The organism is Rhodococcus sp. NPDC056960, from assembly GCF_042674125.1.
Taxonomy (GTDB): domain Bacteria; phylum Actinomycetota; class Actinomycetes; order Mycobacteriales; family Mycobacteriaceae; genus Rhodococcus_F.
The window spans coordinates 209,567-236,462 of record NZ_JBHURF010000009.1 but is presented as its reverse complement, the minus strand read 5'-3'; the positions used below and the strand labels follow the sequence as shown (position 1 = coordinate 236,462).

28 protein-coding genes and 1 pseudogene are annotated in these 26,896 nt (G+C 69.8%); 9 read left to right on the top strand and 20 right to left on the bottom strand.

Features of this window, described 5'->3' with window-relative positions:
• Window positions 1-6: 6 nt before the first annotated feature.
• Complete coding sequence (locus tag ACFTWF_RS16445; protein ID WP_378462261.1) at window positions 7-1,065, bottom strand: S-adenosylmethionine:tRNA ribosyltransferase-isomerase; 1,059 nt, start codon at window positions 1,063-1,065, stop codon at window positions 7-9.
• Window positions 1,062-1,772: an SDR family NAD(P)-dependent oxidoreductase gene (locus ACFTWF_RS16440; RefSeq protein WP_378462260.1), complete on the bottom strand. Its 711-nt coding sequence runs from the start codon at window positions 1,770-1,772 to the stop codon at window positions 1,062-1,064. The genes ACFTWF_RS16445 and ACFTWF_RS16440 overlap by 4 nt, the downstream gene beginning before the upstream one ends.
• Before the next feature lie 208 nt (window positions 1,773-1,980).
• On the opposite strand from ACFTWF_RS16440, the gene ACFTWF_RS16435 reads away from it, so the two are divergent.
• Window positions 1,981-2,301 carry a hypothetical protein gene (locus tag ACFTWF_RS16435; RefSeq protein WP_378462259.1) on the top strand — a complete coding sequence of 107 codons (321 nt, stop codon included), beginning with the start codon at window positions 1,981-1,983 and terminating at the stop codon, window positions 2,299-2,301.
• Window positions 2,302-2,313: 12 nt separating this feature from the next.
• Here ACFTWF_RS16435 and ACFTWF_RS16430 read toward each other — a convergent pair whose 3' ends face one another.
• The 6 genes and pseudogenes from ACFTWF_RS16430 to ACFTWF_RS16405 all read right to left on the bottom strand — a co-directional run bounded on the left by ACFTWF_RS16430 (window position 2,314) and on the right by ACFTWF_RS16405 (window position 5,931).
• Window positions 2,314-3,123, bottom strand: a complete 810-nt coding sequence (locus ACFTWF_RS16430) for an alpha/beta fold hydrolase (RefSeq protein ID WP_378462258.1) — start codon at window positions 3,121-3,123, stop codon at window positions 2,314-2,316.
• Window positions 3,124-3,263: 140 nt separating this feature from the next.
• Entirely contained in the window at window positions 3,264-3,572 is a 309-nt protein-coding gene (locus ACFTWF_RS16425) for a DUF3349 domain-containing protein (RefSeq protein WP_378462368.1), read from the bottom strand.
• Window positions 3,573-3,620: 48 nt separating this feature from the next.
• Window positions 3,621-4,031: pseudogene (locus ACFTWF_RS16420) on the bottom strand (DUF3349 domain-containing protein); the annotation flags it as partial.
• Window positions 3,938-4,213, bottom strand: coding sequence for a hypothetical protein (locus ACFTWF_RS16415; RefSeq protein WP_378462257.1), 276 nt, complete (start codon window positions 4,211-4,213; stop codon window positions 3,938-3,940). The gene ACFTWF_RS16415 and the pseudogene ACFTWF_RS16420, both read right to left, overlap by 94 nt.
• Before the next feature lie 13 nt (window positions 4,214-4,226).
• Entirely contained in the window at window positions 4,227-5,405 is a 1,179-nt protein-coding gene (locus ACFTWF_RS16410) for an anion permease (protein ID WP_378462256.1), read from the bottom strand.
• 52 nt (window positions 5,406-5,457) lie between these two features.
• Window positions 5,458-5,931, bottom strand: coding sequence for a DUF6194 family protein (locus ACFTWF_RS16405; protein ID WP_378462255.1), 474 nt, complete (start codon window positions 5,929-5,931; stop codon window positions 5,458-5,460).
• A 63-nt stretch (window positions 5,932-5,994) separates the two neighbouring features.
• Here ACFTWF_RS16405 and ACFTWF_RS16400 point away from each other — a divergent pair, with 63 nt between their 5' ends.
• A complete protein-coding gene (locus ACFTWF_RS16400) occupies window positions 5,995-6,756 on the top strand; it encodes a MerR family transcriptional regulator (protein WP_378462254.1) in 762 nt (253 codons plus the stop codon).
• Here the strand turns inward: ACFTWF_RS16400 and ACFTWF_RS16395 are convergent.
• Window positions 6,707-7,336, bottom strand: coding sequence for a class I SAM-dependent methyltransferase (locus ACFTWF_RS16395; protein ID WP_378462253.1), 630 nt, complete (start codon window positions 7,334-7,336; stop codon window positions 6,707-6,709). The genes ACFTWF_RS16400 and ACFTWF_RS16395 overlap by 50 nt on opposite strands.
• A gap of 92 nt (window positions 7,337-7,428) precedes the next feature.
• Window positions 7,429-8,520: a substrate-binding domain-containing protein gene (locus ACFTWF_RS16390; protein WP_378462252.1), complete on the bottom strand. Its 1,092-nt coding sequence runs from the start codon at window positions 8,518-8,520 to the stop codon at window positions 7,429-7,431.
• A 163-nt stretch (window positions 8,521-8,683) separates the two neighbouring features.
• On the opposite strand from ACFTWF_RS16390, the gene ACFTWF_RS16385 reads away from it, so the two are divergent.
• Window positions 8,684-10,048 (top strand): hypothetical protein, encoded by a 1,365-nt coding sequence (locus ACFTWF_RS16385; RefSeq protein WP_378462251.1) that lies wholly within the window; start codon window positions 8,684-8,686, stop codon window positions 10,046-10,048.
• Window positions 10,048-11,031, top strand: a complete 984-nt coding sequence (locus ACFTWF_RS16380) for a glutamate ABC transporter substrate-binding protein (protein ID WP_378462250.1) — start codon at window positions 10,048-10,050, stop codon at window positions 11,029-11,031. Before ACFTWF_RS16385 ends, ACFTWF_RS16380 begins: the two co-directional genes overlap by 1 nt.
• Window positions 11,032-11,041: 10 nt before the next feature.
• Here ACFTWF_RS16380 and ACFTWF_RS16375 read toward each other — a convergent pair whose 3' ends face one another.
• The 5 genes from ACFTWF_RS16375 to ACFTWF_RS16355 form a co-directional block, all read right to left on the bottom strand.
• Complete coding sequence (locus tag ACFTWF_RS16375; RefSeq protein ID WP_378462249.1) at window positions 11,042-11,455, bottom strand: hypothetical protein; 414 nt, start codon at window positions 11,453-11,455, stop codon at window positions 11,042-11,044.
• A 76-nt stretch (window positions 11,456-11,531) separates the two neighbouring features.
• Complete coding sequence (locus ACFTWF_RS16370) at window positions 11,532-12,149, bottom strand: class I SAM-dependent DNA methyltransferase (protein ID WP_378462367.1); 618 nt, start codon at window positions 12,147-12,149, stop codon at window positions 11,532-11,534.
• Window positions 12,143-12,916: a PIG-L deacetylase family protein gene (locus tag ACFTWF_RS16365; protein WP_378462248.1), complete on the bottom strand. Its 774-nt coding sequence runs from the start codon at window positions 12,914-12,916 to the stop codon at window positions 12,143-12,145. Before ACFTWF_RS16365 ends, ACFTWF_RS16370 begins: the two co-directional genes overlap by 7 nt.
• Before the next feature lie 2 nt (window positions 12,917-12,918).
• Complete coding sequence (locus ACFTWF_RS16360) at window positions 12,919-13,878, bottom strand: acyl-CoA dehydrogenase family protein (RefSeq protein ID WP_378462247.1); 960 nt, start codon at window positions 13,876-13,878, stop codon at window positions 12,919-12,921.
• On the bottom strand, window positions 13,875-14,540 hold the full coding sequence (locus tag ACFTWF_RS16355; RefSeq protein WP_378462246.1) for a glycosyltransferase: 666 nt from the start codon (window positions 14,538-14,540) through the stop codon (window positions 13,875-13,877). The genes ACFTWF_RS16360 and ACFTWF_RS16355 overlap by 4 nt, the downstream gene beginning before the upstream one ends.
• Before the next feature lie 261 nt (window positions 14,541-14,801).
• Here ACFTWF_RS16355 and ACFTWF_RS16350 point away from each other — a divergent pair, with 261 nt between their 5' ends.
• Genes ACFTWF_RS16350 through ACFTWF_RS16330 form a run of 5 tightly spaced genes read left to right on the top strand, consistent with a single transcriptional unit; the run spans window position 14,802 to window position 21,541 of the window.
• Entirely contained in the window at window positions 14,802-17,009 is a 2,208-nt protein-coding gene (locus ACFTWF_RS16350) for a serine/threonine-protein kinase (RefSeq protein WP_378462245.1), read from the top strand.
• Between the two features lie 7 nt (window positions 17,010-17,016).
• Window positions 17,017-17,889, top strand: a complete 873-nt coding sequence (locus ACFTWF_RS16345; RefSeq protein ID WP_378462244.1) for a hypothetical protein — start codon at window positions 17,017-17,019, stop codon at window positions 17,887-17,889.
• Window positions 17,890-17,922: 33 nt separating this feature from the next.
• Entirely contained in the window at window positions 17,923-18,459 is a 537-nt protein-coding gene (locus ACFTWF_RS16340; RefSeq protein ID WP_378462243.1) for a 2Fe-2S iron-sulfur cluster-binding protein, read from the top strand.
• Complete coding sequence (locus ACFTWF_RS16335; protein WP_378462242.1) at window positions 18,456-19,448, top strand: FAD binding domain-containing protein; 993 nt, start codon at window positions 18,456-18,458, stop codon at window positions 19,446-19,448. Before ACFTWF_RS16340 ends, ACFTWF_RS16335 begins: the two co-directional genes overlap by 4 nt.
• Window positions 19,445-21,541 carry a xanthine dehydrogenase family protein molybdopterin-binding subunit gene (locus ACFTWF_RS16330; protein WP_378462241.1) on the top strand — a complete coding sequence of 699 codons (2,097 nt, stop codon included), beginning with the start codon at window positions 19,445-19,447 and terminating at the stop codon, window positions 21,539-21,541. Before ACFTWF_RS16335 ends, ACFTWF_RS16330 begins: the two co-directional genes overlap by 4 nt.
• Before the next feature lie 11 nt (window positions 21,542-21,552).
• Here the strand turns inward: ACFTWF_RS16330 and ACFTWF_RS16325 are convergent, their stop codons facing one another.
• The 5 genes from ACFTWF_RS16325 to ACFTWF_RS16305 form a co-directional block, all read right to left on the bottom strand.
• Complete coding sequence (locus tag ACFTWF_RS16325) at window positions 21,553-21,873, bottom strand: hypothetical protein (RefSeq protein WP_378462240.1); 321 nt, start codon at window positions 21,871-21,873, stop codon at window positions 21,553-21,555.
• Between the two features lie 5 nt (window positions 21,874-21,878).
• Window positions 21,879-22,268: a Zn-ribbon domain-containing OB-fold protein gene (locus ACFTWF_RS16320; RefSeq protein ID WP_378462239.1), complete on the bottom strand. Its 390-nt coding sequence runs from the start codon at window positions 22,266-22,268 to the stop codon at window positions 21,879-21,881.
• Window positions 22,269-22,460: 192 nt separating this feature from the next.
• The gene (locus tag ACFTWF_RS16315; protein WP_378462238.1) at window positions 22,461-24,782 is read right to left on the bottom strand and encodes an ATP-binding protein; all 2,322 of its coding nucleotides are present in this window, start codon (window positions 24,780-24,782) and stop codon (window positions 22,461-22,463) included.
• 109 nt (window positions 24,783-24,891) lie between these two features.
• Entirely contained in the window at window positions 24,892-25,578 is a 687-nt protein-coding gene (locus ACFTWF_RS16310) for an SDR family NAD(P)-dependent oxidoreductase (protein ID WP_378462237.1), read from the bottom strand.
• Between the two features lie 84 nt (window positions 25,579-25,662).
• On the bottom strand, window positions 25,663-26,883 hold the full coding sequence (locus ACFTWF_RS16305) for a lipase family protein (protein ID WP_378462236.1): 1,221 nt from the start codon (window positions 26,881-26,883) through the stop codon (window positions 25,663-25,665).
• Window positions 26,884-26,896 lie beyond the last annotated feature (13 nt).

Sequence of the window (26,896 nt, the reverse complement as noted above, 5' to 3'; positions counted from 1 at the left end):
GGCCTCTCACCGCCGTAGCAGGAGTGCGCTGTCCCCGAACTCGTGCCACAGGTATCCGCCGGCGAGCGCCTCGTCGTAGGCGTGGCGAACGGCCGCAGCCCCCACCACCGACTCGAGCAGCATCAGATGCGACGCACCCGGGGCGTGCCAGCCGGTAATCAGACCGTCCACCACTCGCGTCGGCCGCCCCGTGCTGAGCACCAGGTCCGTCCAGCCGGCGCCCGCCACTGCCGCCCCGTCCAAGGTGGCCCGGGTCTCGAGAGCCCTGGTCACGGTGGTACCGACCGCGATGACGCGGCCGCCGGCGGCGCGGCGGTGGTTGATCAGCGTCGCCGTCGGCTCCGGCACGTCGTACCGTTCCGGGATCGGCGGCTCCCCTCGCTCCGGTGAGGAGACGCCGGTGTGGAGCAGAATCGGCGCCACCACGACCCCCGACGTCGCGAGTTCGGTGACCATCCGGTGCGTGAACGGCCGCCCAGCACTGGCCATTTCGGCGCTGCCTCCGGTGCGACCGAAGATCGTCTGGTAATCGGCCAGTGGCCAGTGTTCGGAGACGTACGCGTAGGTGATCGGACGGCCCGCGGTGGCGAGCAAGTCCGTCGGCACGTCCGCGATGCCGTCGACCGCGGCCCGCCACAGCCGGGTCGAGCCATGCGGCCACGGTTCCACGAGCGTCGCAACAACGCCGAGGGGCAGATCGATTCGGGTTCCAGCCCCGACCGAGCCGAGTGCACCTGCCACCGGTCCCGGCGCCCGCACCTCCACCGCCCAGCCACCGTCACCGAGTGCCGTGGAGAAGTGCACGACCACCGGCCCCACCCCGTCGACGTTCCCGTCCACTGCCGCCGCCAACGTCGCCGACGTGTTCACCACCACCACGTCGCCCGGCCGGAGGAAGCGCGGCAGGTCACGAAACGTACTGTGTTCCAACCTACCTCGATCGGATACCAGCATCCGGACCGTGTCCCGCCGCAGGCCTCGGCTCTCCGGTGGCCCGCTCGCCTCCAACCGCCGCGGCAGGACGAACCTGAGGTCGGACGCGGACCCGGTACGGGCGCGGGTCACGACCGTACCCCCGTGTCCGACGTGACAGCGAAGTCCGATGCACGGTACCGGCCGCTGGGTGGACGCGTGTCGAGCAGTCGCAGCAGCGCCGGAACCACGGTCTCCGGCTCGGGCCGATCCGAGATGTCCTCACCCGGGAACGCCGCCTGGTGCATCGCGGTGCGCATGTCGCCGGGATCGAACGCGTAGACGGCGAGGTCGGGTTCCTCGACCGCCAGCACCGCGGTGGCGTGGTCGAGGGCCGCCTTCGCCGACCCGTATCCTCCCCAGCCCTCATAGGCCTCGACCGCGGCATCCGAGGAAATGTCGACGACGGTCCCGCGCACCGCCCGCACATGCTCGATCAGCGCGGCGATCAACGCGAGCGGGGCGAGCACGTCCGTCGCGAAGACCTGCGCCAAGGCGTCCTCCGGATACCGGGCGAGGGCCGGCATGGGGCTGGGCCCGAGCGCGCTGGCGTTGTTGAGGAGCAGGTCCAGTCGCCCGCGCGCGGCGACCTCCTCGGCGATGCGCCGGCGGTGCCGCGGATCGGTCACATCGCCCGGGAGCGCAGTGATGGTGCGCGCCCGCGCAGCGGCCCGCTCGAGGGGTTCGACCCGCCGTCCGGTGACGATCACCTCCCAGCCGCGTTCCGCGAGGGCGAGCGCACTCGCCCGTCCCAATCCCGCCGATCCCCCCGTGATCAGCGCCGTTCTGGTGCCGTTCATCGCAGACTCCTTGCCTCCAGTGACATCTGGCACCATGGTGAAACCTAAAGTCCACTTCATGTCAAGGGCGGCGGCGCCGGGGGTGGGATTCCGGGGTGTAACGGGCGATAATGAGTCCCTACCGTGAGATGAATGCGCCACGGGCCACGACCCGCCGAAAGCCGGCGAGCGGAACTCGAGGCGATAACCGAATCGAGAGTGACATCGCATGAACACCTTCGCAGTGCGCTCGGCGATCGCGGCAGGTGCCGCACTCGCCGTCTTCGCCACACCCGGCATCGCGGCCGCGGCACCGAACCTCCACGGCGACCCGAACACTCCGGGCACCCAGGTTCAGGTCGAAAGCGATCCGGGCGAATCCACCAGCTACACGTGTGGGGCAGTCGGGGTCGCGGGAGCCGGGGTCGGGTCGAATTCCGGCGGCGGCGCCGGCCAGGTCAACGGCACCTACTTCGGTCCCGGTCCGGTCCAGGGCGGCTGCGTCGGCAGTGACGGGTCGGTCTACTTCCCGACAGGCAACGCCGAATAGGGGCGTGCGGCGTCACTCCGTCGATGCGAGGAACTCTGCAACAGCCTCGTTGAACGGATCGGGTCGTTCCATGTTCGTCGCGTGCCCTGCGCGCGAGACAACTGTCGATGCTCCGTGCGGCGTGAGCGCTGCGGCGGCAGCGGCGTGTGTCGACGGCCAGAACTCACTCTCGGAACCGGCGACGAAAAGCACGGGAAGCTCGCTGGACCGGATCGTCGGACGCCAATCACATTTCGCGTGATCGTTCAACAGCGTGAGTTCCGGCGACGACAGCGTCCCGTCCATGCGACCCATCGCAGCGAGCAGCCGCACCAAACGCATCCCACGTCTCCAGATCGGGGTGCCGTGACCGGTTCGGGGAATCCCGTCGGCGAAGAAGGTGTCCACCGTGTCCTGCTCGTAACCGTAGAAGCCGTACATCCAGTCCGGCGTGTTGAGCATCCTCGGAGTCTGATCGACGACAACCGCGGCCCGCAGTCGCCCGGTACCGTAGGCGTCGACATATGACCAGATGGTGTTTCCGCCCATAGAGCCTCCGATCAAGGCTGCACGGTGCAGATCGAGTTTCTCGATGAGCGCGTGCACAAGGCGGCCTCGTGTCCGCATGGTCGTCCCGGGCGGCAGATCCGGAGCAGTCCCGTGGCCCGGCAGGTCCGCTGGTATGACGCGGTGACCCGCCCGGATCAGAGACGGGATCTGGTAGCGCCACGACGTGGCGGGGGCTTTGAACCCCGCCAGCAAGATCACGGTCGACGCGGATCCGCCGTCCCCGTGCTCGGTGTAGTCGATCCGCCCCTCGTCGGTGTCGATGGAAGGCACCATTCTCCTGTCGCCGTGCAATTCCGCGGTCACTGCGAGGCTAATTCGCCGTCGGGAAACAGGCTATGGAGTTCGTCTCCACCGCAGACGGACTTCCGTGTGGACTTCCACACAGAATTGTCGCGGCTTCGGTAGGCGATCGGTCAGTGCGACTCGGTGATCGGCGTCTCGTCCGGGATCGCCCAGCCACCGGCGACGAGGTGAGCGTGGACCCGGTCGACATCGGCGTCGAGGGGTTTCTCGTCGGTGACCTTCGTGATCATCACCTGGATGTCCGGCTTGCCGATGGGGAGGTCGCCCTGGTCGACGAGCGCGGCGGTGATCTCACGGACCTCGGTGTCCGAGAGACGCCGTCGGAGCAGGGCGATCAGGGGAATGTAGTCGGTCTCGGGCACGCCTTGTGGATAGCCGGCGCGCAGCCATTCGATGATGTTGCTCAGCAGGGGCGGCAGCGTCTTGACGAGTGGGGGTTTCTCCTCGATCGGCGCCGCGAGCGGCCACCCGCCCGCCGCGAGCCGAGAGGCCACCCGTTTGACGTCGTCGTCGCCGGGGTGTTCGTGAGCGAGGCGGGCGATGGATTCCTCGATCTCCGCGCGGTCGATCCGGCCGTCCTCGAGCGCGTGGCCGTCCGGCGCCGACAGCTCCTCGACGATCTCACTCACCTCGCGGTCGGTGAGCCTGCGGTGCAGCACCGCGAACAACGCGACGTAATCCTCGCGGGGCACCCCGTGCGGATACCCGTCGCGCACCCATCGGAGGACTTTCGCCGGGACTGTGATGATCGGTTTCTGTGGCACTGCACGCGTCCTTTCCGGGGTCAGAAGATGTGGATCCCGAAATCGTGAGCGAGGAAGTCCTTCATGATGAACAGGATTCCGGCGACGATCGCGACGACGACCACCGCGAAGCATGCCAACCCCGCGATCCACGCGGCCGGGGTGCGCACGACGCCGCTCCCGTCCGCGGACGGAACGGAGCCCAACGACAGAATCCGGATTCCGAGCGCGAAGAGGGCCGGCAATCCGGCACCGAAGAGCAGGCCGATGAGCACCACCTGCCACAGCGAGTCCACGGTGTCCTTGAACAAAGTCACGATGCCTGCCCTCTCACACCTGAGCGGAATTCGGATTGTGGACCTTCTCGGACGGCGGGGTCAGTCCGCCGTCCCACTTCTCGTTCACGTTCGACCTGTCGATCGGGTTCCGCCGCGAACGCAGGTACAGGACGCCCGCGGCCACCAGGAGCAGGGCGAAGACCACGAGCACACCGGGCAGTCCGCCGATGACGTCGGCGATCACCCAGCACACCGCCCCGACCACGGCGGCGGACGGCAGGGTGAACAGCCACGCGACCGCCATGCGCCCGGCGACGCCCCACCGTACCTCCGCCCCGGACTTGCCGATCCCGGTCCCGAGGATGGATCCGGTGGCCGTCTGCGTGGTCGACAGGGGCAGGCCGAAGTGGCTCGAGGTGAGGATGATGGCGGCCGAGGACGACTCGGCTGCCAGACCCTGAGGCGACGCGATCTCGACGAGACCCTTGCCGAGGGTCCGGATGATCCGCCAGCCGCCGAGGTAGGTCCCCAGGGCGATCGCGAGCGCGCAGGCGAGCTTCACCCAGAACGGCATCGCGGTGTCGGCCGTGATGGTGCCGTGCGCCACCAGCGCAAGAAAGATGATGCCCATGGTCTTCTGAGCGTCGTTGGTGCCGTGGGCGAGTGAGACCAGTGAGGCCGACCCGATCTGTCCCCAGCGGAATCCCTGCTCCTTGGCGTTCTCCTCGACGCCGGCCGTGATGCGGTAGATCAGCCACGTTCCGATGGCCGCGACCAGAGCCGCGACCACGGGTGCGAGAACAGCGGGGACGACGATCTTGCTCACCACGCCCGACCACTCGACGCCGCCCATGCCGAGGGCAGCGACGGTCGCACCGATCAGCCCGCCGAACAGGGCGTGCGACGAACTCGAGGGAATTCCGAGCAGCCAGGTCATCAGGTTCCACAAGATGCCGCCGACGAGACCCGCGAAGACGATGATCAGCAACGCCTGCCCGCCGGTGTCGCCGAGGTTGACGATGCCCTTGGCAACGGTGGCCGCCACCTCGACCGACAGGAACGCTCCGACCAGATTGAGAATCGCCGACAACGCAACTGCGACACGGGGTGTGAGGGCTCCGGTGGCGATCGAAGTGGCCATGGCGTTCGCGGTGTCGTGGAAGCCGTTGGTGAAATCGAAACCGAGGGCGGTCACGACCACGATGAGAAGAACGAGAAATTCTGCGTCCACTGTTTCAGTGTCGTCCGTGGAAGCCTGGAAATCCAGCCTCCACCATGGGCATTCACGGCGTGTTCGCCTGTCGGAGCTCGTAGCGTGAACGTGCCAGAGCGTGGGCCTGCCACAGCAACTCGCGAATGACCGCGTCGGTGTGCGCGCCGGGGTCGATCACGGCGAGCCAGGCCGCGGAGCCGTAGAGGGGGTGGGCGATGACGGTGTCGGGCGCGCCGGCGTCGACGCCCGACGGTCCCTGCTCCCGCGGTGCGTGGCCGGTCGCCTCGATGAAGGCGTCCTTCCCGGCATGGACGTTGACCCGGAAGGCGCCCGCGCGGTCCAGCCGCGAACTTTCGTCACCGGGATAGTTCTTGGTGACGATCGTGGCGAACGGCTGAGTCGTCGTCGGCACGACGCGATCCGGCGAATAGTAGAAGAAGCTGTCGCCCCAGCTGATCTCCGGGGAACCGTCGCCGGGCGCGGGGCGCAGAGTCAGGACGTCGCCCAGACCCTCCACGAAGTCGATGATGTCGTCTATGGTCATAGCCTCCAGCGTTGCATTGAAGTGCATGTGGAGACCTGAGAGGGCAAAAGCAGAGGACGTGCGGTGCGCAGTCTCCAATCGCAGAATTTGCGAACCGTGGATGTCGCGCGGCGTACCGGATGCTCCGTGCAGCACGTGCGCGACCTCGAACGCGACGGTGTGCTGCCGCCCGCCACGCGCACAGCCGCCGGGTACCGGATCTATGCGGAGGTGCACCTGCTGTCCGCGCTGGCGTATCGCGAACTCGCGGCCGGGGCCGGTCCGGTGGACGCCAAACGGATCGTGCGCAGCGCTCACACGTGCCCGGCGACTGCGGTCGCGCTCCTCGACGCCGCTCACGCCCGGCTCCACGCCGAGCGAACCGAACTCGCGCTGGCCCAGTCGGCCGCCGCCGCGATCTCCACCGAGCCGATCGACGACGTGCGGGCGTCGGACTCGATGGGGGTGGCCGAACTCGCCGCCGCGATCGGCGTACGGCCCTCCACGCTGCGGCACTGGGACAGCGAGGGACTGGTCGTCCCCGACCGGGACGGTCCGACGGGAACCCGCCGGTACTCGCCCACCCACGTCCGCGACGCCCGGATCGTCCACCAGCTCCGCAGGGCCGGCTACCGCATCGCACCTCTGCGCGCCGTCATGACGCAGGTGCGGCACATACCCGGATCAGGTGATGTCGCCGCCGCGCTCGCTGCCCGCGACGAGGCCATCACGGCCCGCTCCCGTGCGCTTCTCGCCGCAACCCCGGCCCTCGCCGCGCTTCTCGCGCTCCGCCCGATCAGTCCGCGCGGGAGAACACCGCCACCAGAAAGTCGGATTCCTCGGTGAACGGACGCAGATCCCACGTCGAGAGCAGCAGATCCACCGCCAGACCGCTGGCCTGGGCGTCCGCGAGGAACTGCGGGAACTCGTAGCCCCGGTCGGCGCCGAACCCGACGATCGCTCGACCGGTCGGGGCGAGGTGCGCCGCGAATCCGGCGAGCACCGACTCGCGTGTCGACGGCGCCAGGAACGTCATCACGTTGCCCGCACACACGATCAGGTCGAAATCGGCTGCGACCCCGAGGGCCGGCAGATCGAGTTCGGCGAGATCACCCACCAGCCACGTCGGACCGGGGTGGTCTTCCTCCGCCACCGCGACGAGCACAGGATCGACGTCGACACCCACCACGACGTGTCCGGCGTCGTGCAGGTAGCCGCCCAGCCGCCCCAGTCCGCACCCTGCGTCGAGAACGCGACCACTCCGGCCGAGCATCGCGTCGACCAGCCGCGCCTCGCCGACGATGTCCTGCCCCTGCGCTTCCATCGCACGGAACCGCTCGACGTACCACATCGAATGGGCCGGATTCGCCGCGGTGATCTCCTCCCACTGGCTGGGGGTGCGCTCACTCGGGGTACGTGCACTCATCGTCGACTCCTCCTCGATCCGGCCCGCCACGAGCCACTGCCACCGTATGCGACCCAGGTCGCTCGCCCGAATCCAGTCGAGTCGTGGCCGGGTCAGTTCCGGTCGCGGCACACCGCGGAGGCAGGGTCGGGTGCGCAGATCTGCTGCCACGTGTAGAAGCCGGAGTTGACGACGACGTCGAGGTTGTCGCGCGTGATGTTCTGCACGGGAAGGAACACCGTCGGCACGGCCATGTACTGGTTGTCGATCGTGCCGTTGATCATCTCCTCGGGGACGCCTTCACCGTGCAGGATCGACGTGGTCAGGTGCGCGGCGACCTTCGCCTGGTCGGACAGGTTCTTGAAGATCGTGTTGTCGAGGGTCCCCTGTGCGATCAGTTGCAGCGCAGCGAGGTTGGCGTCCTGTCCCCCGGTCACCGGTATCCGCCCGGCCAGCCCGCGGTCGGCCAGTGCCGCGACGATCCCGCCGGCCAGGTCGTCGTTCATGGTGACGAACAGTGCGACGTCGTTGTTCTCGCGGGTCAGGCACTGGTCCGCGAAGGCCTGGCCTTCGGCGGGGTCCCAGTCGTCGATCGCGGTCTCGCAGACCACCCGGATCTTGCCACTGTCGGCCAGCGGCTGCAGGAACTCGTCCTGGCCGAGCCGGAATTGACGGGTTCCGTATTCACCGAGGTTTCCCTCGACCCGGGCGATCTTCAGACCGTCGCCGGGCATGGCAGCAATCAGGTCGGCGGCGCGGCTCCCCTGCCGTCGGCCGACCTCCAGCGGATCGAAGATCACCTGGACGTCGGCCGGTCCGCCGACCGCGTCGTGGTCGTAGAGCACCACCGGAACATGAGCCCGGGCGGCGGCGGTCAGGGCGCCTCCCGAGAATCGCGCGTCCGCCGAGATCAGCACGAACACCGACGCGCCGTCCGAGATGGCCGACTCGACCTGGTCCTGCTGGCGGGCGGGATCGCCCTTGGCGTTGCGAACGGTCACGGTGGCCTCCGGCGCGAACAACTCCAGGAAGTCGGTGAACAACGGTTCGTCCCGCTCCGTGAACCGGGTGGTCGTGGTGTTCGGCAGGAAGAAGTAGACCTTCTTCGCGCCGTCGTCCGCCGACGGTGCCGGAGCCGCGCACGCCCCGAGCGCCGCCGCGGCAACCGAGACCGCGACGCAGAATGCGCGCAGCCCTGCCCTCATCACGTTGCCTTCATGACGTTGCCTTCATCGACGAAGGACCTCCGGCCGATCGTGTTCAGTCCGGGCATACCCGCGGGCGGGGCCGGCTACGCGGATCATCGCGGCTTTCGGTGCCGTTCATCCGGGATCGGCGCACACTGAGTGCAGGGACGAGGAGGAAAGCGTGTTCCACCAGGACCGCGGTGCCGTATCCGGCGGAGTTCGTGACACGGCGCGGGCCGACGAGCATCTCCTGGACGAGTCCCTGCTCGTCGAACCCGACGTCCGGCGACGACCGTGGCGCGAATTCCTCGGGTCGACGCCCGGACGCCTGTCGCTCCTCGCCGTCGCCCTCGTGACGGTCGCACTCACAGCCGGAATCGTGACCTCCGTCGTGATCGACGCGCGGCAGCAGCGAATGGAAACCCTTCGCGCGCACACCGAACCGCTGGCAGACGCCGCGCAGCACCTGTTCAGTTCGCTGTCGGTCGCCGACGCCGCGGCGACGTCGTCGTTCATCGCCGGCGCCATCGAACCGCTTGCGGTGCGCGACCGGTACAACCAGGCGATCGCCGACGCGTCGAACGCACTCGTCACCGCCTCCTACGGCGTCACCTCCGGTGACGTGGACACGCTGCGCCTGCTCACCGAGATGTCGCGGCACCTCGCCGTCTACACGGACCTGGTGGCGACCGCACGGTCCAACGATGCCGCCGGAAATCCGGTGGGCGTGGCATATCTGGGAACCGCGTCGGGTCTGATGCAGGACACCATCCTGCCGCTGGCCGAACGCCTCTACAATGAGCAGTCCGGCGCGGTGGCCGACACGCAGTCCCACACCGCACGGCTGCCGGTCACCGCCATCCTCGTCGCGTCGGCCGGCGTCGTCGTTCTCGCCGCCGCGCACACCTACGTCGCGCATCTCAGCCGCCGGCGCATCAATCCCGGACTGGCGTGCGCGGCGGTCCTGCTCGCGGCACTGGTCGTGTGGATCGTGGTCGCGGGACTGTTGTCGACGTCGGCGAGCGAGCGTGCACGCACCGACGGCGCCGAACCCCTCGCCGCGGTCACGAAGGCGCGAATCCTCGCCCAGCAGGCCCGCGCCGACGAGACACTCGGACTGCTCCGGCCCGGTTTCGATCCGGCCGGCGCCGACTACACCCGGCACACGGACGCGCTCACCGCGATTCTGAACTCGGATGCGTCGCGGAACGCCGTCGTCGCGCCGGCGATCGACGAGGCGTCGGCGGCGTTCGAGGGATGGCGGAGTGCGCACCGGGAACTGCAGCAGAAGCTCACCGACGGGAACTACCAGGGTGCGGCCGACATCGCGGTCGGTCCGGGATCGACGGCATCGACGGCCACGTTCCGAGCCCTCGACGAAGCGCTCGACGACGCCATCACCACCCTGCGCACCGAGGAACTCGACGCGATGCGCGAGTCGTACCGCACGATGGCGGCGCTCGCGGTGGCCGGCATCGTGCTCGCCGTGACCGCTGCGGTCGCCGTGATCGCGGGCATCGAGCCCAGAGTCGGTGAGTACCACTGATGATGCGCTTCCACCACCGGCGGGGACCGGGATCCGCCCGGCTGCTCGGCACCCTTGTGTTCGGGGCAGTCCTGCTCGCCGGCTGCGGGGCACCCGACGCTCCGACTCCGGCGTTCTCCGGGGATTTCACGGAGTTTCCGTTGTCGGTCGGTGCCCAGATCATCGCCCCGTCCGACACGCCGCCGGCGGAGCCGTCGACCTGCGAGCCGCAGCCCAGCCTCCGCCCGGGACCGCCGCCATCCGACGGCGCCCTCGGGAAGATCCGGGCCCGCGGCGCGGTGGTGGTCGCCGTCGACCAGAACACCAACCTGTTCAGCTTCCGTGACCCGACCACCGGCACCCTCACCGGCTACGCCGTCGATCTCGCCCGGGAAGTCGCCCGTGACCTCCTCGGCGATCCCGGCAAGGTCGAATTCCGGCCGCTCGGTGCCGACGACGGCGCCGCGCTGCTCTCGGACGGTGACGTGGACATGATCGTGCGCCCGACGGCACTCACCTGCGACGGCACTCGGGGCGTGGAGTTCTCGACGGTGTATCTCGACACGGCCCGACGGCTCGTGGTGCGCACCGGATCCGGCATCTCCGGTCCGGAAGACCTGGCCCGCCGGCGCGTCTGCACCCATCACGACCCGGCGGCGATCTCGGCGCTGATGCGGATCGCACCCAAGGCCACGATCCTTGCGGTCCCCGACTGGGACGACTGTCTCATGGCGATTCAGCAGCGGCAGGTCGACGCGGTCGCAGGCGCCGCCGTCCTCGCCGGACTCGTCGCGCAGGATCCGAATCTGCAGATCGTCGGTCCCGGGTCCGACTCCGCCCGGTACGCCATCGGCGTCGCGCCCGGGAACGACGATCTCGTCCGGTCCGTCAACGGCACACTCGAACGGCTGCGCGCGGACGGAACCTGGACGGCCCTCTACGACCGCTGGCTGTCGCCGCTCGGCCCGGCCCCCGCACCGCCCGTCGCGGAGTACCGGGACTGACCGGACGTGCTCAGCCTGCGCGGCCCGGATCGTCGTCGGCGACGGTCGCGGGCAGACCCGTCCCGAGCGGATCGAGCAGGGCCGTCGTGCGGGCACCCCACCGCTCATGCGCGGACTGCCGGGTCATCCCCGCAGCCTTGCCGATGGTCGCCCACGTCGCTCCCTGAAAGCGCAGGCCGAGAACGGTTTCGACGCCGTCGAGCCCGGCGGCGAGCTGGATGCGCAGACTCAGCAGATGCCAGGCCAGGGTGCGCTGCGCGGGAATGTCGGTGCCCTGCTCCGCCTCCCATTCCGGTGTGCCGGGAAGCGGCCCGGTGCCGATGATGCCGTCGGCGTACCGACTCGCTTCGGCCGCGGCAGCCGTGATCACGGCCCGGGCGGCCACGGCGACGTCCGCTCCGACGGCGCGTTCGACCAGTTCCATGAGATCCTCCCATCCTGTCAGGTACAGCCTGACGGAATTCGCGGGTCGTTGTCAAGGATTGCCTGACACGCCTGGGTCAGCTGAGCCCTTCCGATGCCGCCACGGAGGGCACCGGACCCCGGGTGTAGACGTCGAGACGAAAGTCCTCGTCGCGGTACGACCCGGCGCGGACCAGGCCGTCGGTCGCCGCGATCCCCTCGTGCACCGCGCGGCCCGTCTGCGGGTATTCCGGTACCGGGTGCTGCCAGTGCACCGCGACGAGGGTGCCGCCCTCCTCCAGGGATCCGACGGCCCGTTTCAGAGTGGAAGCCAGGTCGTCGGGGGTGAGGTAGTACAGCACCTCACTGAGCACCACGAGATCGAATGTCCCCGGCGGCCAGGGATCGAGGAGCGACACGAGGCCGAGTTCCACCCGGGCCGCCACACCCCGCTCTTCGAGGCGATGCCGGGCCCGCTCGAGTGCACGGGGAACCACGTCCGTCGCGACGACCCGGTCGCACCGATCCGCCAGCTGCGCCGTCAGCACCCCGATCGAGCACCCGGGTTCGAACGCCCGCCGATACCGCGGCCGCGGCAGCGCGGCGAGCGTGATCGCATACTTGCGGCGTTCGTACCAGCGTTCGCCGAAGCCCCACGGGTCCGCCGATTCCGCGTACATCGTCTCGAAGTAGGCGGGATCCATCGCGCTCACCAGAACACCCGTTCCGTCGTCCGCATCAGCCTCGCGAGCACCCACGGCGGCAGGATCGCGGCATCGCGTGGGTCTTCCGAGAGGGGGAGGATCTGGGTGCGGAATTCGTCGACGGCGCGGCGTTTGCGGGTCAGGGCATCGGGGGCCGGTGCGAGGATCCGCATCCGAAGCCAGGGCACCACGGCGTCGGCCGGCCGGGCCCAGTGCCACATCCAGACCGGATACTCCACCAACCGGTGGCCGGTGATCGAGCATGCTTGTGCCGCAGCCCTTCCCGCGGCTTCGTGGTCGGGGTGGCCGTCTCCCCGCCAGGTGGCGAGGACCCACACTCGTTCCCCCGGCAGGCAGGCCGCGGTGAGCACGTCGACGAGGCGAGCGGTGAGTTCCTGCTCGTGTGCGTCGATCCCGCCGTCGGGAAGTCCGAGGCGGACCGGTTCACCGACACCCAACAGTGCTGTCGCCCTGATTGATTCGGCGGTCCGCGCAGTGGTCAATGCGACGGGTGACAACGTGGGTGATCCCGGGTGGGAGGCCGCGCCGTCCGTCACCGCGACGACCGCGACGGGAATTCCGTGGCCGGCGGCGGTGGCCACGAGCGCGCCCACCCCGAGCACTTCGTCGTCGGGATGCGGGGCGACCACGACCATGCGGTCGCACTCCGTGAGCGGTATCGACGGAAAAGCGATGTCGCCCAGCCACAACTGCCACTCGCCCTCGGGTGTGCCCCGGCCGGCCACCGGCATGTCCCGGAATCGGGTGCCGTTGTCCATGCTCAGTCCTCCCCTGCGACGAGGTCGCCGAGTGCCGCGAGATCACGCTCGGCATGCGATTGCCGGATGTAGACGAGCAGGTCCGCGACATTGCGGGCATGCTCGGCGTTCATCGCGAGCGGTGCGGCGCCCAGCGCGCGGCCCACCCTGTCGATCACCTCGCTCGCCGTCCGCTCGATCAGGCAACGCACGCGGAACGCGCGAACCTGCGCCGACCTGTGATCGTCGGGACTCGCGTCCACCTCCCCGGCCGCCGATGCGAGCGACCAGCGGGCCGCGCTGACGGCGACGTCGACAGCGCCGAGATGCGCAAGCTGGTGGCTGTCGGCCCGGCCGTTCCGCGCCCGTGCCCGCAGCGGTTCCGCGACGGCGAGTGCGCCGCCGAACCAGCACGCCGCCACCCCGATCCCGCCGTGCCAGAATCCGGGACGTTCGAGATACGCCGTCGCCGCACCGACCGGCCGCGCGGGGACGTCGTCGAATGTCACGGACTCGGTGTCGGTCGCCGCCATGCCCGGGTTCCGCCAGCCGCCGGTCCCGGGCTCGACCCCCGGTTCGCGGAGGTAAACCGCGAACAGCCGGGGTTGCCCGGCGACCCGGGCCGTCACCAGCGCATGCGTGCACATCGACGCGCCCGAGCACCACGCCTTCGTTCCCCGGAGCCGCCACCCGACCGAATTTTCGGAGGCGTCCAGCACGGGATGCGGCGGTTCACTGGCCCACACCCCCCACATCTCGTCCCGGCCGGCGCGGGTCCCGTCGAGTTCGGCGAGGATCGCGTCCGCGTCGGCGTGGGCCTCGAGGAGCCGCCCCATCGACAGGTCGCGCCGGCACCATCGGGTCAGGTGCGCCCACCGGTCGGCCGTTGCGCCGGCCCCCGGCAGCGGCAGTTCCGCGTCCCCCGCCCGGATGATCGCCGTCACCGCCGCCGCAGTGGGACCGCTGCTCACCCCGGTACTCATCGGTCGTGCAGTGCTTCGAGGTAGGAGGCGAAACCGTGGGGTGCCCGGGCGTCGGCGCGGGCCGACGTCTCGACGGGGGCGTCGATGCTCCACACCACGTTCGCGCCCCGCCCGATCATCCGCTGCACGAGGTCGACGTCTTCGTGCGCGGGCAGTGCGGAGAATCCTCCGACGGTGCGGTACAGGTCCGCGGAGAATCCGAGGGACGCGCCGTGGACGTGCCCGTGCGCGGAACCCGACCGGTAGGCGCCTGCGTAGCGCGACCGCACCCGGTCGGGCCTTCCGGACCAGTCGGTGACGGTCACGGTGCCCGCCACCAACTGCGCGCCCCGCCTCGCGTGCTGCAGATGCGACGACAGCCAGTGCGCCGGAACGTGCGAGTCCGCGTCCGTCGTCGCGAACCATTCGTGCGGGCGCACGGGAACCGAGTCGAAACCCGCGCGCCGGGCCGCCCCGACGTTCCGTGCGTCCAGCACCACGACCTCGGCATTCGCTGCGCGGACCACGGTGTCGCTGCCGTCACCGCAGCGATCGAGCACCACCACCGTCCTGACCGGCACCGCCACGGCCCGCGCGGCCGCACTCAAACCCGACAGGCACCGCGGCAGCAGCGCTTCCTCGTCGTGGGCGGGCACGACCACCGTGATGTGCTCGACGCGCATGACGTCCCTCCTGATCGCTCGATGTCACGGGTTCAGCAAGTACCCAGTCCGTCTCCGGTGGAACCACGGCCCCGCCGCACGCCGGGGTGTGGTGTTGCATCGGAGCGATACCCTGGATTGGGTATAGGGATTGCGTATTGGGATTGGGGATCGGGCGACGGGGGATGTTGCGGAAAGGACACACTGTGGGGCATCAACGATTCCGGGACGCATCGCGCGTAGCGGGCGTGTGACCGTCCGGGGCTGCACTCCGAGCTGTCGATGCACGAGCCGGCCGATCCAGCCGATCCAGCCGAACGAACCCGCACAGCGCTGGCCGCCGTCGTGGCCCGGTTCTCAGCGGCGTGGGGGTCCGGGTCGCCACCTGACCTGACGTCGTACCTACCCCGTGAGCCTGCCGATCGGCGGGCGATCCTCATCGAACTGATCAAGATCGACCTCGAATACCGGTGGCTTCACTACCACTTCCCGAAACGACTCACCGAGTACCGCGCAGAATTCGCCGAGCTGCAGCAAGGGCCGCTACCCGCCGACCTGGTCTACGAGGAATTCCACGCGGTACGCCGCTGCACCCACACCGCCGAGGCCACCACCGACGTCGCCACCATCGCCGGTGGACCCGAACGCCCGGAATTTTCGAGCGACTACCGCAGCACCCTGATCGCCCGCCCGGAGGCCCAGGTCGTGCTCGACGCCATCGACGTCGGCGATCACGTCGACGACTTCGACCTCCTGATGAAGATCGGGGCCGGCGCCTTCGCCCAGGTATACCTCGCCCGGCAGCAATCGATGCAGCGATTGGTCGCGGTCAAGATCTCCCACAACCACGGCATCGAGCCGCAGACCCTCGCCCAGCTGGACCACGACTGCATCGTGCGCATCTACGACCAGCGGCTCATCGCCGACGGCGAGCTGAAGCTTCTCTACATGCAATACCTCCCGGGCGGAACGCTGCTCGACGTGGTGCGCCGGCTGCGCGCCACTCCTCCGGAGGACCGGAGTGGGCAACTGCTCCTCGACGCGGTCGACGGAGTGCTGGCCGACAAGGGCGAGGTTCGGCCTGCCGAATCAGCCGTTCGAACACGGACCGCCTCGCTGACGTGGCCGGAGACCGTCGCGTGGCTGGGCCGCCGACTCGCGGACGCGCTTCACCACGCGTCCGACCGTGGCGTGTTGCACCGTGACATCAAACCGGCGAACGTGCTGCTGAGCGCCGAGGGAATTCCGAAGCTGGCCGACTTCAACGTCAGCTCCAGCACACGCATCAAGGGCACCAGCCCCCTCGCCTACTTCGGCGGGTCATTGGCGTACATGTCGCCCGAGCAACTCGAGGCCTGCCACCCGGATCTGCCGGTGACCGCCGCCGACCTCGACACCCGGAGCGACATCTACGCCCTGGGGGTCCTGCTGTGGGAGTTGCTCACCGGACGCCGGCCGTTCGCGGACGACCCGCGTGCCGGCGAGTCGGAGACTTCGTTGGCCCGCATGCTCGAATTGCGGCGCAGACCCGTCGAGCCGCGGTTCCTGACGGAGCTTCCACCGGACTGTCCCATGGCGTTGCGCCGAGTGCTTCTCACGTGCCTGTCACCCGATCGCGAAGACCGGTACCCGAGCGGATCGGAGTTGGCCCAGCAGTTCGACCTGTGCCTCGAGGAGAGGGCCCGCGACCTCGTCTATCCGCCCCCGGCGAGCTGGCGCGCACGACTGTCGCGACTACCCACGCCCGTCCTGTGGTCGTCGTCGCTGGTCGGTATCGGCCTGGCCACGATCTACCTGACCGTGCACAGTCGGGCGCTGCTCGACGAGCGCCTGTCGGACGCCACCTACGCGCAGCTCTTCCGGGGCACCGTCCTGTTCAACCTGGTCGCGTGGCCGCTGGCCGTCGTCATCTACGCGTACATGTCACGGGATCTTCTCGCCGTTCCGCGCGGACTGCGGAAGGGCAGACGCTACGACGACGCCGTCCTCGCGCGGGTGCGGGCGCGGACACTGTTCTGGGGCGATCTGTGTGCGCTGAACACCTTCCTGTTCGCGGTCTGCGCCACCGTGGCGGGGGTGATGCTGCTTCGCTGGTTCACGGACCTGCCCTCCCGGCTGATGGTCCACGCGGGAACGACCGTGCTGGTGGCGGGCACCATCTCCGTTGCCTACACGTTCTTCCTGTCCACGTTCTACGTCGTGCGCTGCGTCTATCCCATCTATCTACGGCACGGCCGCACGACGCCGCACGATTCCGCCGTTCTCCGCGCGCTCCGCCGCAGAACCACCGTCTATCTCGCGGTGACGGCATCGGTGCCGCTGGTCGGGGTGCTCGCCGGATTCACCGCCCTGGAACCTGCGGAGCTTCCGCTCGTCCGCGATTCGGTCCTGGGGTTGTGCGCCGCGTCCGGGCTCGCGTTCGTCGCCGTCTACTGGTTGTTCCGGAAACTGGACGCAGACGTGCGCGCGCTGGAACGGGTCGTCGGATAATGGGCGGGTGAGCTCGCGCAGTTCCGCCGCAGAGTGGGCACTCGATCAGGTCCGCGCCGTGCGTGACGATCCGGCCGCCCGGCTCGCGTTGATCGCCCGGACCTATCACGGTCCCGTCGGCAACGCACCCCGGCACCTGCCGTTCCGCCGGGCGGCCCTGTCGTTCATGCGCTGGCAGCTCGGCCGGGGCGTGCTGGCTCCGCTCGATGCCGCGCCGCCCGGCAGCCCGTGGTGGCGCGCGGTCAACGAGCGGCTGCTGCGCGACGGCTGCGAGGCAGTCGCCCGGAGCGGGGGCCGGGGCGGGGCGCATTCGTCGCACACCATCGATCTGTGGATGAGCTTCGTCGCCGATCCCACCGCACGGACGTGGTACCGGGCTCACAATGCGAGCATCGCCTCCGCCTACCTGGACCATCGCGACCTCGCCGACGCCGAGAGCCGACCCGAGCGCTTCTTCCTCAACGTCGTGCTGCTCCGCGTCCTCTACGCCCACGCCCTGGTCGCTGCGCCGCGTCTGGCACTCGGGCGGCTCGCCGCGCTCGGCCCGCTGCTCGGTGATCCGCGCCTCTCGATGACCGGGATCTTCCTCTCCCTCTCCCGAGTTCTTCCCGACCGGTATCCCCTCGGGGACGACGTCGCGGCCTACGTCGCCGCGGAGCACAACCTCGGTGAGATGCTCGACTACGGCCTCATCGGACCGCGGCTGCAGCGACTCTACGAATGGTCGGCACGCGAACTCGACGAACCGCGCCTCCTCGACTGCATCCGCGACGGCAGTCCGACGTACTCCTGGTCGCACGCCGATCACGAGGTGTGGCACCCGGCGCGTCCCGCCGTCACGATTCGTGCGATCCGCCGCTTCCTGCCCGCGGACGGCTGATTCGCGGTCTCGAGGCGTGGGTAACCTCCCCGCATGAATGTCCCGGACAGCCCCACCGGTCCGCGGTACCGGAAGATACTTCTCACCGTGGACGGTGAGGAGCGCACCCTGGACGTGGACACCCGCACGACACTGCTTGACGCGCTACGCGACCACCTCGGGGTGACGGCACCGAAGAAGGGCTGCGACCACGGCCAGTGCGGTTCGTGCACCGTGATCCTCGACGGCAGGCGTGCCACCTCCTGCCTCACGTTCGCCGTCGCCCACGACGGTGACCGCGTCACCACCGCGCACGGGCTCGCCGACGGCGAGGTGCTGCATTCCGTCCAGCAGGCGTTCGTCGAGCAGGACGGGCTGCAGTGCGGCTACTGCACCCCCGGCCAAATCTGTTCGGCGATCGGCATGCTCGACGAATTCCTGTCGCTGCACCCGAGCGCCGTCACCGAGAATCTCAGCGCTCCACCGGTGCTGACCGACGACGAGATCCGCGAACGCATGAGCGGCAACCTGTGCCGGTGCGGCGCCTACACGAACATCCTCGCGGCGATCAGGCAGGCGGCGGAAGCGTGATTCCCTTCGACTACGAGCAGGCCACCGATGTGGACGATGCCGTGGCCACGGTCACGGCAGATCCGCGGGCGTGCTTCCTCGCCGGCGGCACCAACCTCGTCGACGACATGAAGCTCGGGGTGGCCGAGCCGCGGCTACTCGTGGACGTGAGCCGACTCCCCCTCGGCGGCGTCGACGCCCTCCCGGACGGCGGACTCCGGATCGGAGCCGCGGTCCGCAACAGCGACCTCGCCGCCCACGACGTGGTCCGGTCCCGGTACCCGATGTTGTCCCGCGCACTGCTCTCCGGTGCGTCCGGGCAGCTGCGTAACCTCGCGACCACCGCGGGAAACCTGCTGCAACGCACCCGGTGTGTGTACTTCCAGGACGTCACGACGCCGTGCAACAAACGGGAACCCGGCACCGGATGCTCCGCGATCGGCGGCTACGTCCGCTACCACGCCATTCTCGGCGCCTCCGAACACTGCGTCGCCGTGCACCCCTCGGACATGGCCGTCGCGATGACGGCGCTCGACGCTGTCGTCGTCGTCCGCGACGCCGACGGGGAGCGGCGCATCCCCCTGAGCGAGTTCTACCGGCTCCCCGGCGACCGCCCCGACCTCGACACCGTCCTCGCGCACGGTGATCTCGTCACCGCCGTGGAACTGCCCCCGCCGCCGGCCGGGAACCGGTCGGCCTACCGGAAGGTGCGCGACCGCGCGTCCTTCGCCTTCGCGGTGGTGTCCGTGGCCGCCGAACTGACGGTGGCGGACGGGTCGATCGGCTCGGCGCGGATCGCGCTCGGCGGTGTGGCACACCGGCCGTGGCGTGCGGCCCTCGCCGAGGGCGTGCTCGTCGGCGCGTCCCCGGGCGACGACGTGTTCGCCGAGGCCGCGGATGCCGAACTGGCAGCGGCCCGCCCCCTGCCGGGCAACGAGTTCAAGGTCGCCCTGACCCGGCGGGTGCTGGTGGCGGTACTCGGATCCCTCGCCGAGGAGGCGCACCGATGACTCTCGTCGAACCGCGGGTGATCGGAACGCCCGCCGAGCGCGTCGACGCCCACGACAAGGTGACCGGTGCGGCGCGGTACGCATTCGAACATGCGGTGGACGACCCGACGTACCTGTTCCCGGTGCTGTCGACGATCGGACGTGGCCGCGTCGCGGCGATGTACACCGCGGACGCGGCGGCCCTGGACGGGGTCGTCGCGGTCCTCACGGTGTTCGATGCGCCCCGCCTCGGCGACATCTCGGACGCCGAACTCGCGATCCTGCAGCACCCCGACGTCCACTTCCGCGGGCAATTCCTCGGCGCGGTGGTCGCGGATTCGCCGGAAGTCGCCCGCCATGCCGCCGGCCTGGTGCGCGTCGACTACGAGGCGGCACGCCACGACACCGACTTCGGTTCCGGCCGAGACGATCTGTATGCCCCGGAGGAAGTGAACGCCGGGTTCCCGACCGACACCGAGGACGGCGACGTGGACGGTGCACTCGCCGCCGCGGCCGTCACGGTCGATCAGGTGTACTCCACCGCGATGGAACACAACAATCCGATGGAACCGCACGCCACCATCGCCCGGTGGACCTCGGGCGGCGCCGGACCGGTTCTGACGCTGCACGATTCGACGCAGGGCGTGCATTCCGTCCGCGCCACACTGGCACCGCTGTTCGGACTCGAGGTCGAACAGGTGCGGGTGATCGCGCCGTACGTGGGCGGTGGGTTCGGTTCCAAGGGGCTGCCGCACGCGCACAACGTGCTCGCCGTGATGGCGGCGCAGCGGACGGCGGGTCGGCCGGTCAAGTTCGCGCTCACCCGGCAGCAGATGTTCGCGCTCTCCGCGTATCGCGCGCCGACCGTGCAGCACATCCGGCTCGGCGCGGACGCCGACGGGCGGCTGACCGCGCTGTCCCACGAGGTGATCACCCAGTCCGCGAAGATCAAGGAGTTCGCCGAGCAGGCGGCGGTCCCGTCGCGGATGATGTATTCCACCGCCGCCCGGTACACCACCCACCGTCTCGCGTCCCTCGACGTGCCCGCACCCTCCTGGATGCGGGCCCCCGGCGAGACCCCGGGCATGTTCGCGGCCGAGGTGGCGATGGACGAACTCGCCGACGCCTGCGGAATCGACCCGATCGAACTGAGGATCCGCAACGAACCCGAGGTGGACCCGAGCACGGGTCGCCCGTGGTCCGGTCGACGTCTCACCGACTGCCTGCGGGAGGGCGCCCGGATGTTCGGGTGGTCCGACCGGGACGCGCCCGCGCGGCCGGGCTCGGACCCGGAGTGGCTGGTGGGGACGGGGGTCGCGGCCGCCACGTATCCCGCCAACACGGCACCGGGATCGGTGGCCCGCATCGTGTATCAGTCCGACGGCAGGTACACCGTGCAGATCGGATCGGTGGACATCGGCACCGGCGCGTGGACCGCACTGACGCAGATCGCCGCCGACGCACTGGGCTGCCCCCTCGACGCGATCGACCTGCACATCGGGGACACCGATTACCCGTCGGCGACCGTGGCCGGCGGCTCCACCGGAACCAGCTCCTGGGGCGGCGCGATCGTCGCAGCGGCCCGCGCGTTCCGGGACGAGCACGGCACGTCCCCGCGGCCGGGAGCGGAGTCGAGCGCCGGGACCCCCGAGAATCCCGACGCCGGGACGGTCGCGTTGCATTCGTTCGGCGCCCACTTCGTGGAGGCCCACGTCCACCGTGTCACCTGCGAGATCCGCGTCGAGCGCATGCTCGGGGTGTTCTCGATCGGACGGGTGATCAATGCCCGCACCGTCCGGTCCCAACTGCTCGGCGGCATGACGATGGGCGTGTCGATGGCACTGCACGAGAGCAGCGTGAACGACCCCCGGTTCGGCCACGTCGTGACCCAGGATCTCGCCTCGTATCACGTCAGCACCCACGCCGACATCCGGTATCTGGAGGCGGTGTGCCTGGACGACGTCGACGGGCACGCCAACGCGATGGGGTCGAAGGGCGCCGGCGAGATCGGCATCGTCGGGGCGGCGGCCGCGGTGGCGAACGCCGTTCATCACGCCACCGGGATCCGGGTTCGGAAGGTGCCGATCCACCTGGACGATCTGCTGCCCGGCTGATCGGCCCTTCGTCAGCGCACTCCCCACGCCTCCGCGAGGGAGGTGCGGAGGTAACTCTTCATCGCCCGGAGCTTCTGGACGTCGGTGGGCTTCGGCTCGAGTCCGTCGAAGACGAGTTCCAGGAACCGCCGCCGGGTGACACCGAATCGCTCCAGCAGTTCCGCCGCGCCGGCCCCACCGAACGGTGCCCACTGGATGGCGAAGCTGATCATCCACCGCGCATCCGCGCTCACGGAATGCATCTGCGCGAGGAGATCGCATCGACGAAGCGCCAGGCGCAGCCATTCGGTGCCGAACGCTTCCTCCGGGTCGTCCGCGGTGCGGGTCTCCACGCTACTCACCGCGGCAGGGGTGCTCGGACCGAGAACACGGGCAACTGCTCCGCCGTCGACGCCGGCCGGAACTCCACGCGTACCGGGCAGTCGGAGGGGGCGGGAACCTCACCGTCGATCCAGGTGTAAACCCACGGGCCCTCGTCGAGTTCGACGATCGCGATCGTGCAGGGCACGAGGCCGCGGTCCCGGCCGGCCGCCTCGCGCTGCACCACCTTCGACGACACGATCGACCCGATGCCACAGGACGGGACCCGCTCGAGTTCCGAACCCTGGCAGGACGAGCACGTCGCCATCAACGGCGCGAGCAGGGTCGTGCAGTTCAGACACCGCTGGATCATCAGTTCACATTTTTGGGCCAGCCCCTGCAACCGCGTCACTCCCCCCGCGGTCACGACCCCACCTCCGGGGCGACCAGTGACCCTGTTCGGGGGTCGGGCTTTCGGTGGATTCGGGGTTCAGTGGACATCGGGGGCCTCGGTCTGGAGCCGGATGGGGGGACGTGTAGAAGCATCCCGTCCGCGGCGCGGAAACACAGCGGCTGAACGGCCCGGGGACATACCTGTTTCGCCCGGAGAGGTGCCCCGTCAGGGGTGCGGGTCCTGCGCATGTTCGACGATCCAGGCCGCGATCTGGGTGCGCGAGTTGAACCCCAGTTTCGCGAGAATGTGCTCGACGTGCCCCTGCGCGGTGCGCTGCGAGATGACCAGGCGGGCGGCGATCGCCTTGTTGGTCAGTCCGTCGGCGACGAGTTCGGCGACCTGCCATTCGCGCCGGGTCAGGTTGGTCGTGCCGTTCGCCGCCGCGGCCGCGTCGGGGCGTCGTTCATCGAGCGCGTAGGCGACCGCGTCGTCGAAGGACGTGTGCATCCCGTGGTGGAACGCGGCGTCGAAGGCGCGGTCCCCGATCACCGCACGGGCCTGCTGCTCGCATTCCGCGTGGTGGACGAGCAGGTTGGGATAGACCGTGCTCGGGTTGCCGACGGCCTGCGCGAGGGCCTCCGCCGCGCCCATCAGTTCGGCGGCGCGCTGCGGCCGATCGGCGCCGACGGCAACCCAGGCCAGTACCTCCAGCGCGCCGCAGGCGCTGATCTGGTCGTCGACGAGATGCGACAACCGCAGCCCCCGCTTCACGTAGTCGTCGGCGAGCGCGAGGTGCCCGCGTTGCCACGCCGCCATCCCCGCCGCCCACAGCGACCAGCCTCGGTAGACGGACTCGCCGTGCGCCTCGGTGAGCGCGAAGATCTCGGATCCGCACATCTTGGCCACGGCCCCGTCGCCCTGCATGCCGCTGACCAGGGCCACCCCGAGCAGACCCCACGTCAACTGCAGCAGGTTGCCCCGGACGCGGAACTCGGCGAGCGCCTCCTCGAAGCACACCCGGGCGCGCGGTAGGTCGCCGGCGAACATGGCGCAGCAGCCGGCGGCATGGACCACCAGGGCGCGCATCAGCGGGTCACCGTGCCGGTCGGCGAGGGCCGCCCCCTCGTCGACCAGCGCCTTCGCGGCCTCCCGGTCGCCGTGCATCCCGGCGAGCACACTGTCGACGTACAGTGCCTCGATCCTCTCCTTGCCGGCGCCGCCCTCGTGCCGCCCCAGGAGCTGGCCGAGCCAGCGGCGCCCCTCGCGGAGCTGCCCCCGCGCCCGCCAGTACGGGTACAGCGCCGCGGCGATCCGCAGTCCCTCCTCCGCCTCGCCCGGCTCGGTCAGACAGAAGTGGAGCGCGGCGCGCACGTTCAGCTTCTCCGCGTCGAGCCGGTTGATCCACATCACCTGCCGGGGGCCGATCCACTCGGCCTCGCACTGCACCACCAACCGCTCGTACCAGTCGCGGTGCCGACGGCGGAGCATCACGTACTCGCCGGTCTCCTGCAGTTTCTCGCGGCCGTAGTCCCGCACCGTCTCGAGCAGGTGGTACCGCACCGCCTGCCCCGACTCCTCCCGGACCAGGATCGACTTGTCGATCAGCGAAGCGACCACGTCGAGGACGTTCTCCACCGGCAGGTCGCCGGCGCAGATTCCCTCCACCGCGTCCAGTTCGAAGCCGCCTGCGAACACCGACAGCCTCGCCCACAGCTCCCGTTCCTCCTCGGTGCACAGCTCGTGACTCCAGTCGACGCACAACCGCAGGGTCTGCTGCCGGCTCGGCGCCCCCCGCGACCCGACCGTCAGTAACCGGTAGCGGTCCGTCAACCGGTGCAGGATCTGTTCGGCCGACATCACCCGCAGCCGCACCGCCGCCAACTCGATCGCCAACGGCAGCCCGTCCAGCTGCCGGCAGATCCGGGCGACGGCCAGATGGTTGTCCTCGGTGAGTTCGAACTCGGGCACCGCCGTGGCCGCCCGCTCGACGAACAATGTCACCGCCTCGTACTGCGGCAGGCCCTGCAGCGACGACCGGTCCGGTTCCGGCACCGTCAGCGGCGGCACCCGCAGGACCGCCTCACCGCCGATGCCCAGCGGTTCGCGGCTCGTCGCGAGGATCCGCAGTTCGGGGCAACTCCGCAACAACGTCTCCGACAGTGCGGCGGCCGCGGCGACCACGTGCTCGCAGTTGTCGAGCACCAGCAGCAGTTGCCGGGTGGCGAGGTACTCGGTCAGCAGCGCCTCCGGATCCCCCGTGCGCTGCTCGCGAAGTCGCAGTGCCGACGAGATCGCGTCGACGAGGGTGGTGTCGTCGTCCAACTCCCCCAGCTCGACCAGCCACACACCGTCGTCGAATGCGCGATTGGCGTCGGCCGCCACCCGCAACGCGAGTCGTGTCTTGCCCACGCCTCCGATGCCGGCGAGTGTCACCAGTCGTGCGACGGACAGGAGGCGTCGCGCCTCGGTCACCTCGCGGCGACGGCCGACGAAACTCGTCAATTCGTGGGGCAGGTTACCCACGGTGCCCTTGACTGCCGGCGGCATCACACCGTCACTCTCGACTCAACGGCCCCCCTGCGCACACGGTACTCCCGGTGCGCGACGGGAACGACGCTTTCGGCCGCGGGTCCGCGAGTGTCGGGACCCCAGACTGTCACCGCGTCCAGCGGGTGGGTGCCCAGCGGCCGGTGTAGGAGCGAATGCGGTTCGCGCGGCGGGGCGGCCGCCGGGTGCCGGCCTCGGTCAGGCTGTGCGGAATCATGGCGATCCTGGCGCCGTCGACCACGTAGGAGGCTCCGGTGACGAACATTCCGGCGGGCGCGGTCAGGTACGACGCGACGGCGGCGACCTCATGATCGTCGCGGCCGGGCGTGTCGAAGTCCGGTCCGGTCGCCGGAACCACGACCGAGTTGACCGTGATCGAATACCGCGCCAATTCGGCGGCCAGCAGACCGGTGAGGCCGCCGAGCCCGGAGGACGCGGTGGTGACGTTGACGATCCGGCCGCCCCCGCCGCTCGCGATCATGTAGCGCACGGCACGCTGGATGCACTCGACGGCGGTGCTGCCGGGACAACTGACCAGAACACCGATTCCGCCCAGTTCCCGGGCGAACTCGTCGACGGCCGCCGCGGAGTCGGGCAGTTCGGCCAGATCCATCCGCTGCACGGCCGCGCGGACCGATCTGGTCCGGATGTCGGCGGCGGTGGTTTCGGCGCTGTCCCGGTCCGTGGCATAGGCGAGGCCGACGTGAAAACCGTCGTCCGCGAGGGCCAGCGCGACGGCCCTGCCCATCGGTGAGTCCGATCCCGTCACGACTGCGGTGCGTGTACTGGGGTGCATGATTCCGGATACCCCCTGGTAGATCTGCTCAAACGCTCAACTTTTCGGACTGTGCACGGGCAGAACACAATCCGTCGGCCCCGATCAGCAGGTGGACGGCGCCGGCTCGCCCCGGAAGCGGGCGTCGAGATAGTCCAGGGCGGTCGGCAGTCCCAGCACGGCGGTGGTCAGGTGATCGGGACTCGGGAAGAGGTCGGACTGCACCTTCGCCCCGGCCGCGCAGTACCGGGCGATCGTCGCCTCGATCGAGTCGACCGGGATGAGGACGTCTGTCGGGCTGTGCCATTCGAAGATCGGTGCCGTCGGCACGCCCGGGTACAGCTCGACGCTGTTCTCGTTCAGCACCTCCCAGGCCTGCGGGCTGCTCATGAGATCGGTCGTCCGGGCGACCTCCGTGGCACTGTGGCCGGCGCCGGCCGCGAGGATTCCGTTGGTGCACGCGTTGGCCATCGCATTACGCATCGCCAGGCCGCGGTCGTTGAGTTGCTCGCTGATCGGCAGCCGGTCCGGGTATTCACGTTCGAGTCCGAGCGCCGCCGCCATCGCGAGACCGAACGCCGGGTGCGGTTGCATGCCCAGCCCGTTCGCCATTTTGCCGATGTTCATCGGCACTCCGCCCTCGGCGACGCCGACGATGTTCAGTTCGGGCGCGTACGTCGGCGCGAGGGCCGCGGCCCAGGCCGACGCCATCCCGCCGCCGGAGTACCCGGCCAGCGCGACCGGGCTCTCCGCCACGTTCAGCTCCGGCACCCGCTGCACGGCGCGGACGCCGTCGAGGGTGATGGTTCCCCCCAGCCTCGCGGCGCCGTACGCGCTGTTCGGGCCGAGGTGATCGGGTAGTGCGACCGTCCAGCCCCGCTGCAGCGCGAGGTTCAGCGCGGGCGCTTCCTTGATCTGGAGGTCGGGATCGTTCGAATACAGGGTCCGCGACGGTGCACATCGCGGCCCGAGTGCGTTGATGATGTGCTGATAGGACAGCAGCGGGCCGTTCGCGGTCCGGTTGCGGGGTACCAGCACGGTCGTCACCGACGAGATCGGGTGGTCCTCCGAATTGGTGGTGCGGTATTTCACCTGCCACACGTCGGTGTCGGGGAACGCGAGCAGCGGCGGCATCGGCCGGGTCGCGATCGGGTCGCCGTCCGCGAACCCGCTCAGATCCCGCGGCTGCATGTAGAACGGTTCGGTTTCGGACGCCGGGTAGATCGGGGCAGCGGCCGCGACGCCGGCGTCGGTGACCGCGGCGCAGGCGACGAATGCGACACACAGGGCACTCGCGGACAGACTCGTGATCCGAGTGCGCTTCATGCCGCCTCCTAGG

What these genes read in the sequence shown, in the direction of transcription:
- ACFTWF_RS16440 (WP_378462260.1), bottom strand. Translation starts at nt 1,772, where the DNA reads ATGAACGGCACCAGAACGGCGCTGATCACGGGGGGATCGGCGGGATTG.
- ACFTWF_RS16435 (WP_378462259.1), top strand. Translation starts at nt 1,981, where the DNA reads ATGAACACCTTCGCAGTGCGCTCGGCGATCGCGGCAGGTGCCGCACTC.
- ACFTWF_RS16430 (WP_378462258.1), bottom strand. Translation starts at nt 3,123, where the DNA reads ATGGTGCCTTCCATCGACACCGACGAGGGGCGGATCGACTACACCGAG.
- ACFTWF_RS16405 (WP_378462255.1), bottom strand. Translation starts at nt 5,931, where the DNA reads ATGACCATAGACGACATCATCGACTTCGTGGAGGGTCTGGGCGACGTC.
- ACFTWF_RS16395 (WP_378462253.1), bottom strand. Translation starts at nt 7,336, where the DNA reads ATGAGTGCACGTACCCCGAGTGAGCGCACCCCCAGCCAGTGGGAGGAG.
- ACFTWF_RS16390 (WP_378462252.1), bottom strand. Translation starts at nt 8,520, where the DNA reads ATGAGGGCAGGGCTGCGCGCATTCTGCGTCGCGGTCTCGGTTGCCGCG.
- ACFTWF_RS16380 (WP_378462250.1), top strand. Translation starts at nt 10,048, where the DNA reads ATGATGCGCTTCCACCACCGGCGGGGACCGGGATCCGCCCGGCTGCTC.
- ACFTWF_RS16375 (WP_378462249.1), bottom strand. Translation starts at nt 11,455, where the DNA reads ATGGAACTGGTCGAACGCGCCGTCGGAGCGGACGTCGCCGTGGCCGCC.
- ACFTWF_RS16365 (WP_378462248.1), bottom strand. Translation starts at nt 12,916, where the DNA reads ATGGACAACGGCACCCGATTCCGGGACATGCCGGTGGCCGGCCGGGGC.
- ACFTWF_RS16360 (WP_378462247.1), bottom strand. Translation starts at nt 13,878, where the DNA reads ATGAGTACCGGGGTGAGCAGCGGTCCCACTGCGGCGGCGGTGACGGCG.
- ACFTWF_RS16355 (WP_378462246.1), bottom strand. Translation starts at nt 14,540, where the DNA reads ATGCGCGTCGAGCACATCACGGTGGTCGTGCCCGCCCACGACGAGGAA.
- ACFTWF_RS16350 (WP_378462245.1), top strand. Translation starts at nt 14,802, where the DNA reads ATGCACGAGCCGGCCGATCCAGCCGATCCAGCCGAACGAACCCGCACA.
- ACFTWF_RS16340 (WP_378462243.1), top strand. Translation starts at nt 17,923, where the DNA reads ATGAATGTCCCGGACAGCCCCACCGGTCCGCGGTACCGGAAGATACTT.
- ACFTWF_RS16330 (WP_378462241.1), top strand. Translation starts at nt 19,445, where the DNA reads ATGACTCTCGTCGAACCGCGGGTGATCGGAACGCCCGCCGAGCGCGTC.
- ACFTWF_RS16315 (WP_378462238.1), bottom strand. Translation starts at nt 24,782, where the DNA reads ATGCCGCCGGCAGTCAAGGGCACCGTGGGTAACCTGCCCCACGAATTG.
- ACFTWF_RS16310 (WP_378462237.1), bottom strand. Translation starts at nt 25,578, where the DNA reads ATGCACCCCAGTACACGCACCGCAGTCGTGACGGGATCGGACTCACCG.
- ACFTWF_RS16305 (WP_378462236.1), bottom strand. Translation starts at nt 26,883, where the DNA reads ATGAAGCGCACTCGGATCACGAGTCTGTCCGCGAGTGCCCTGTGTGTC.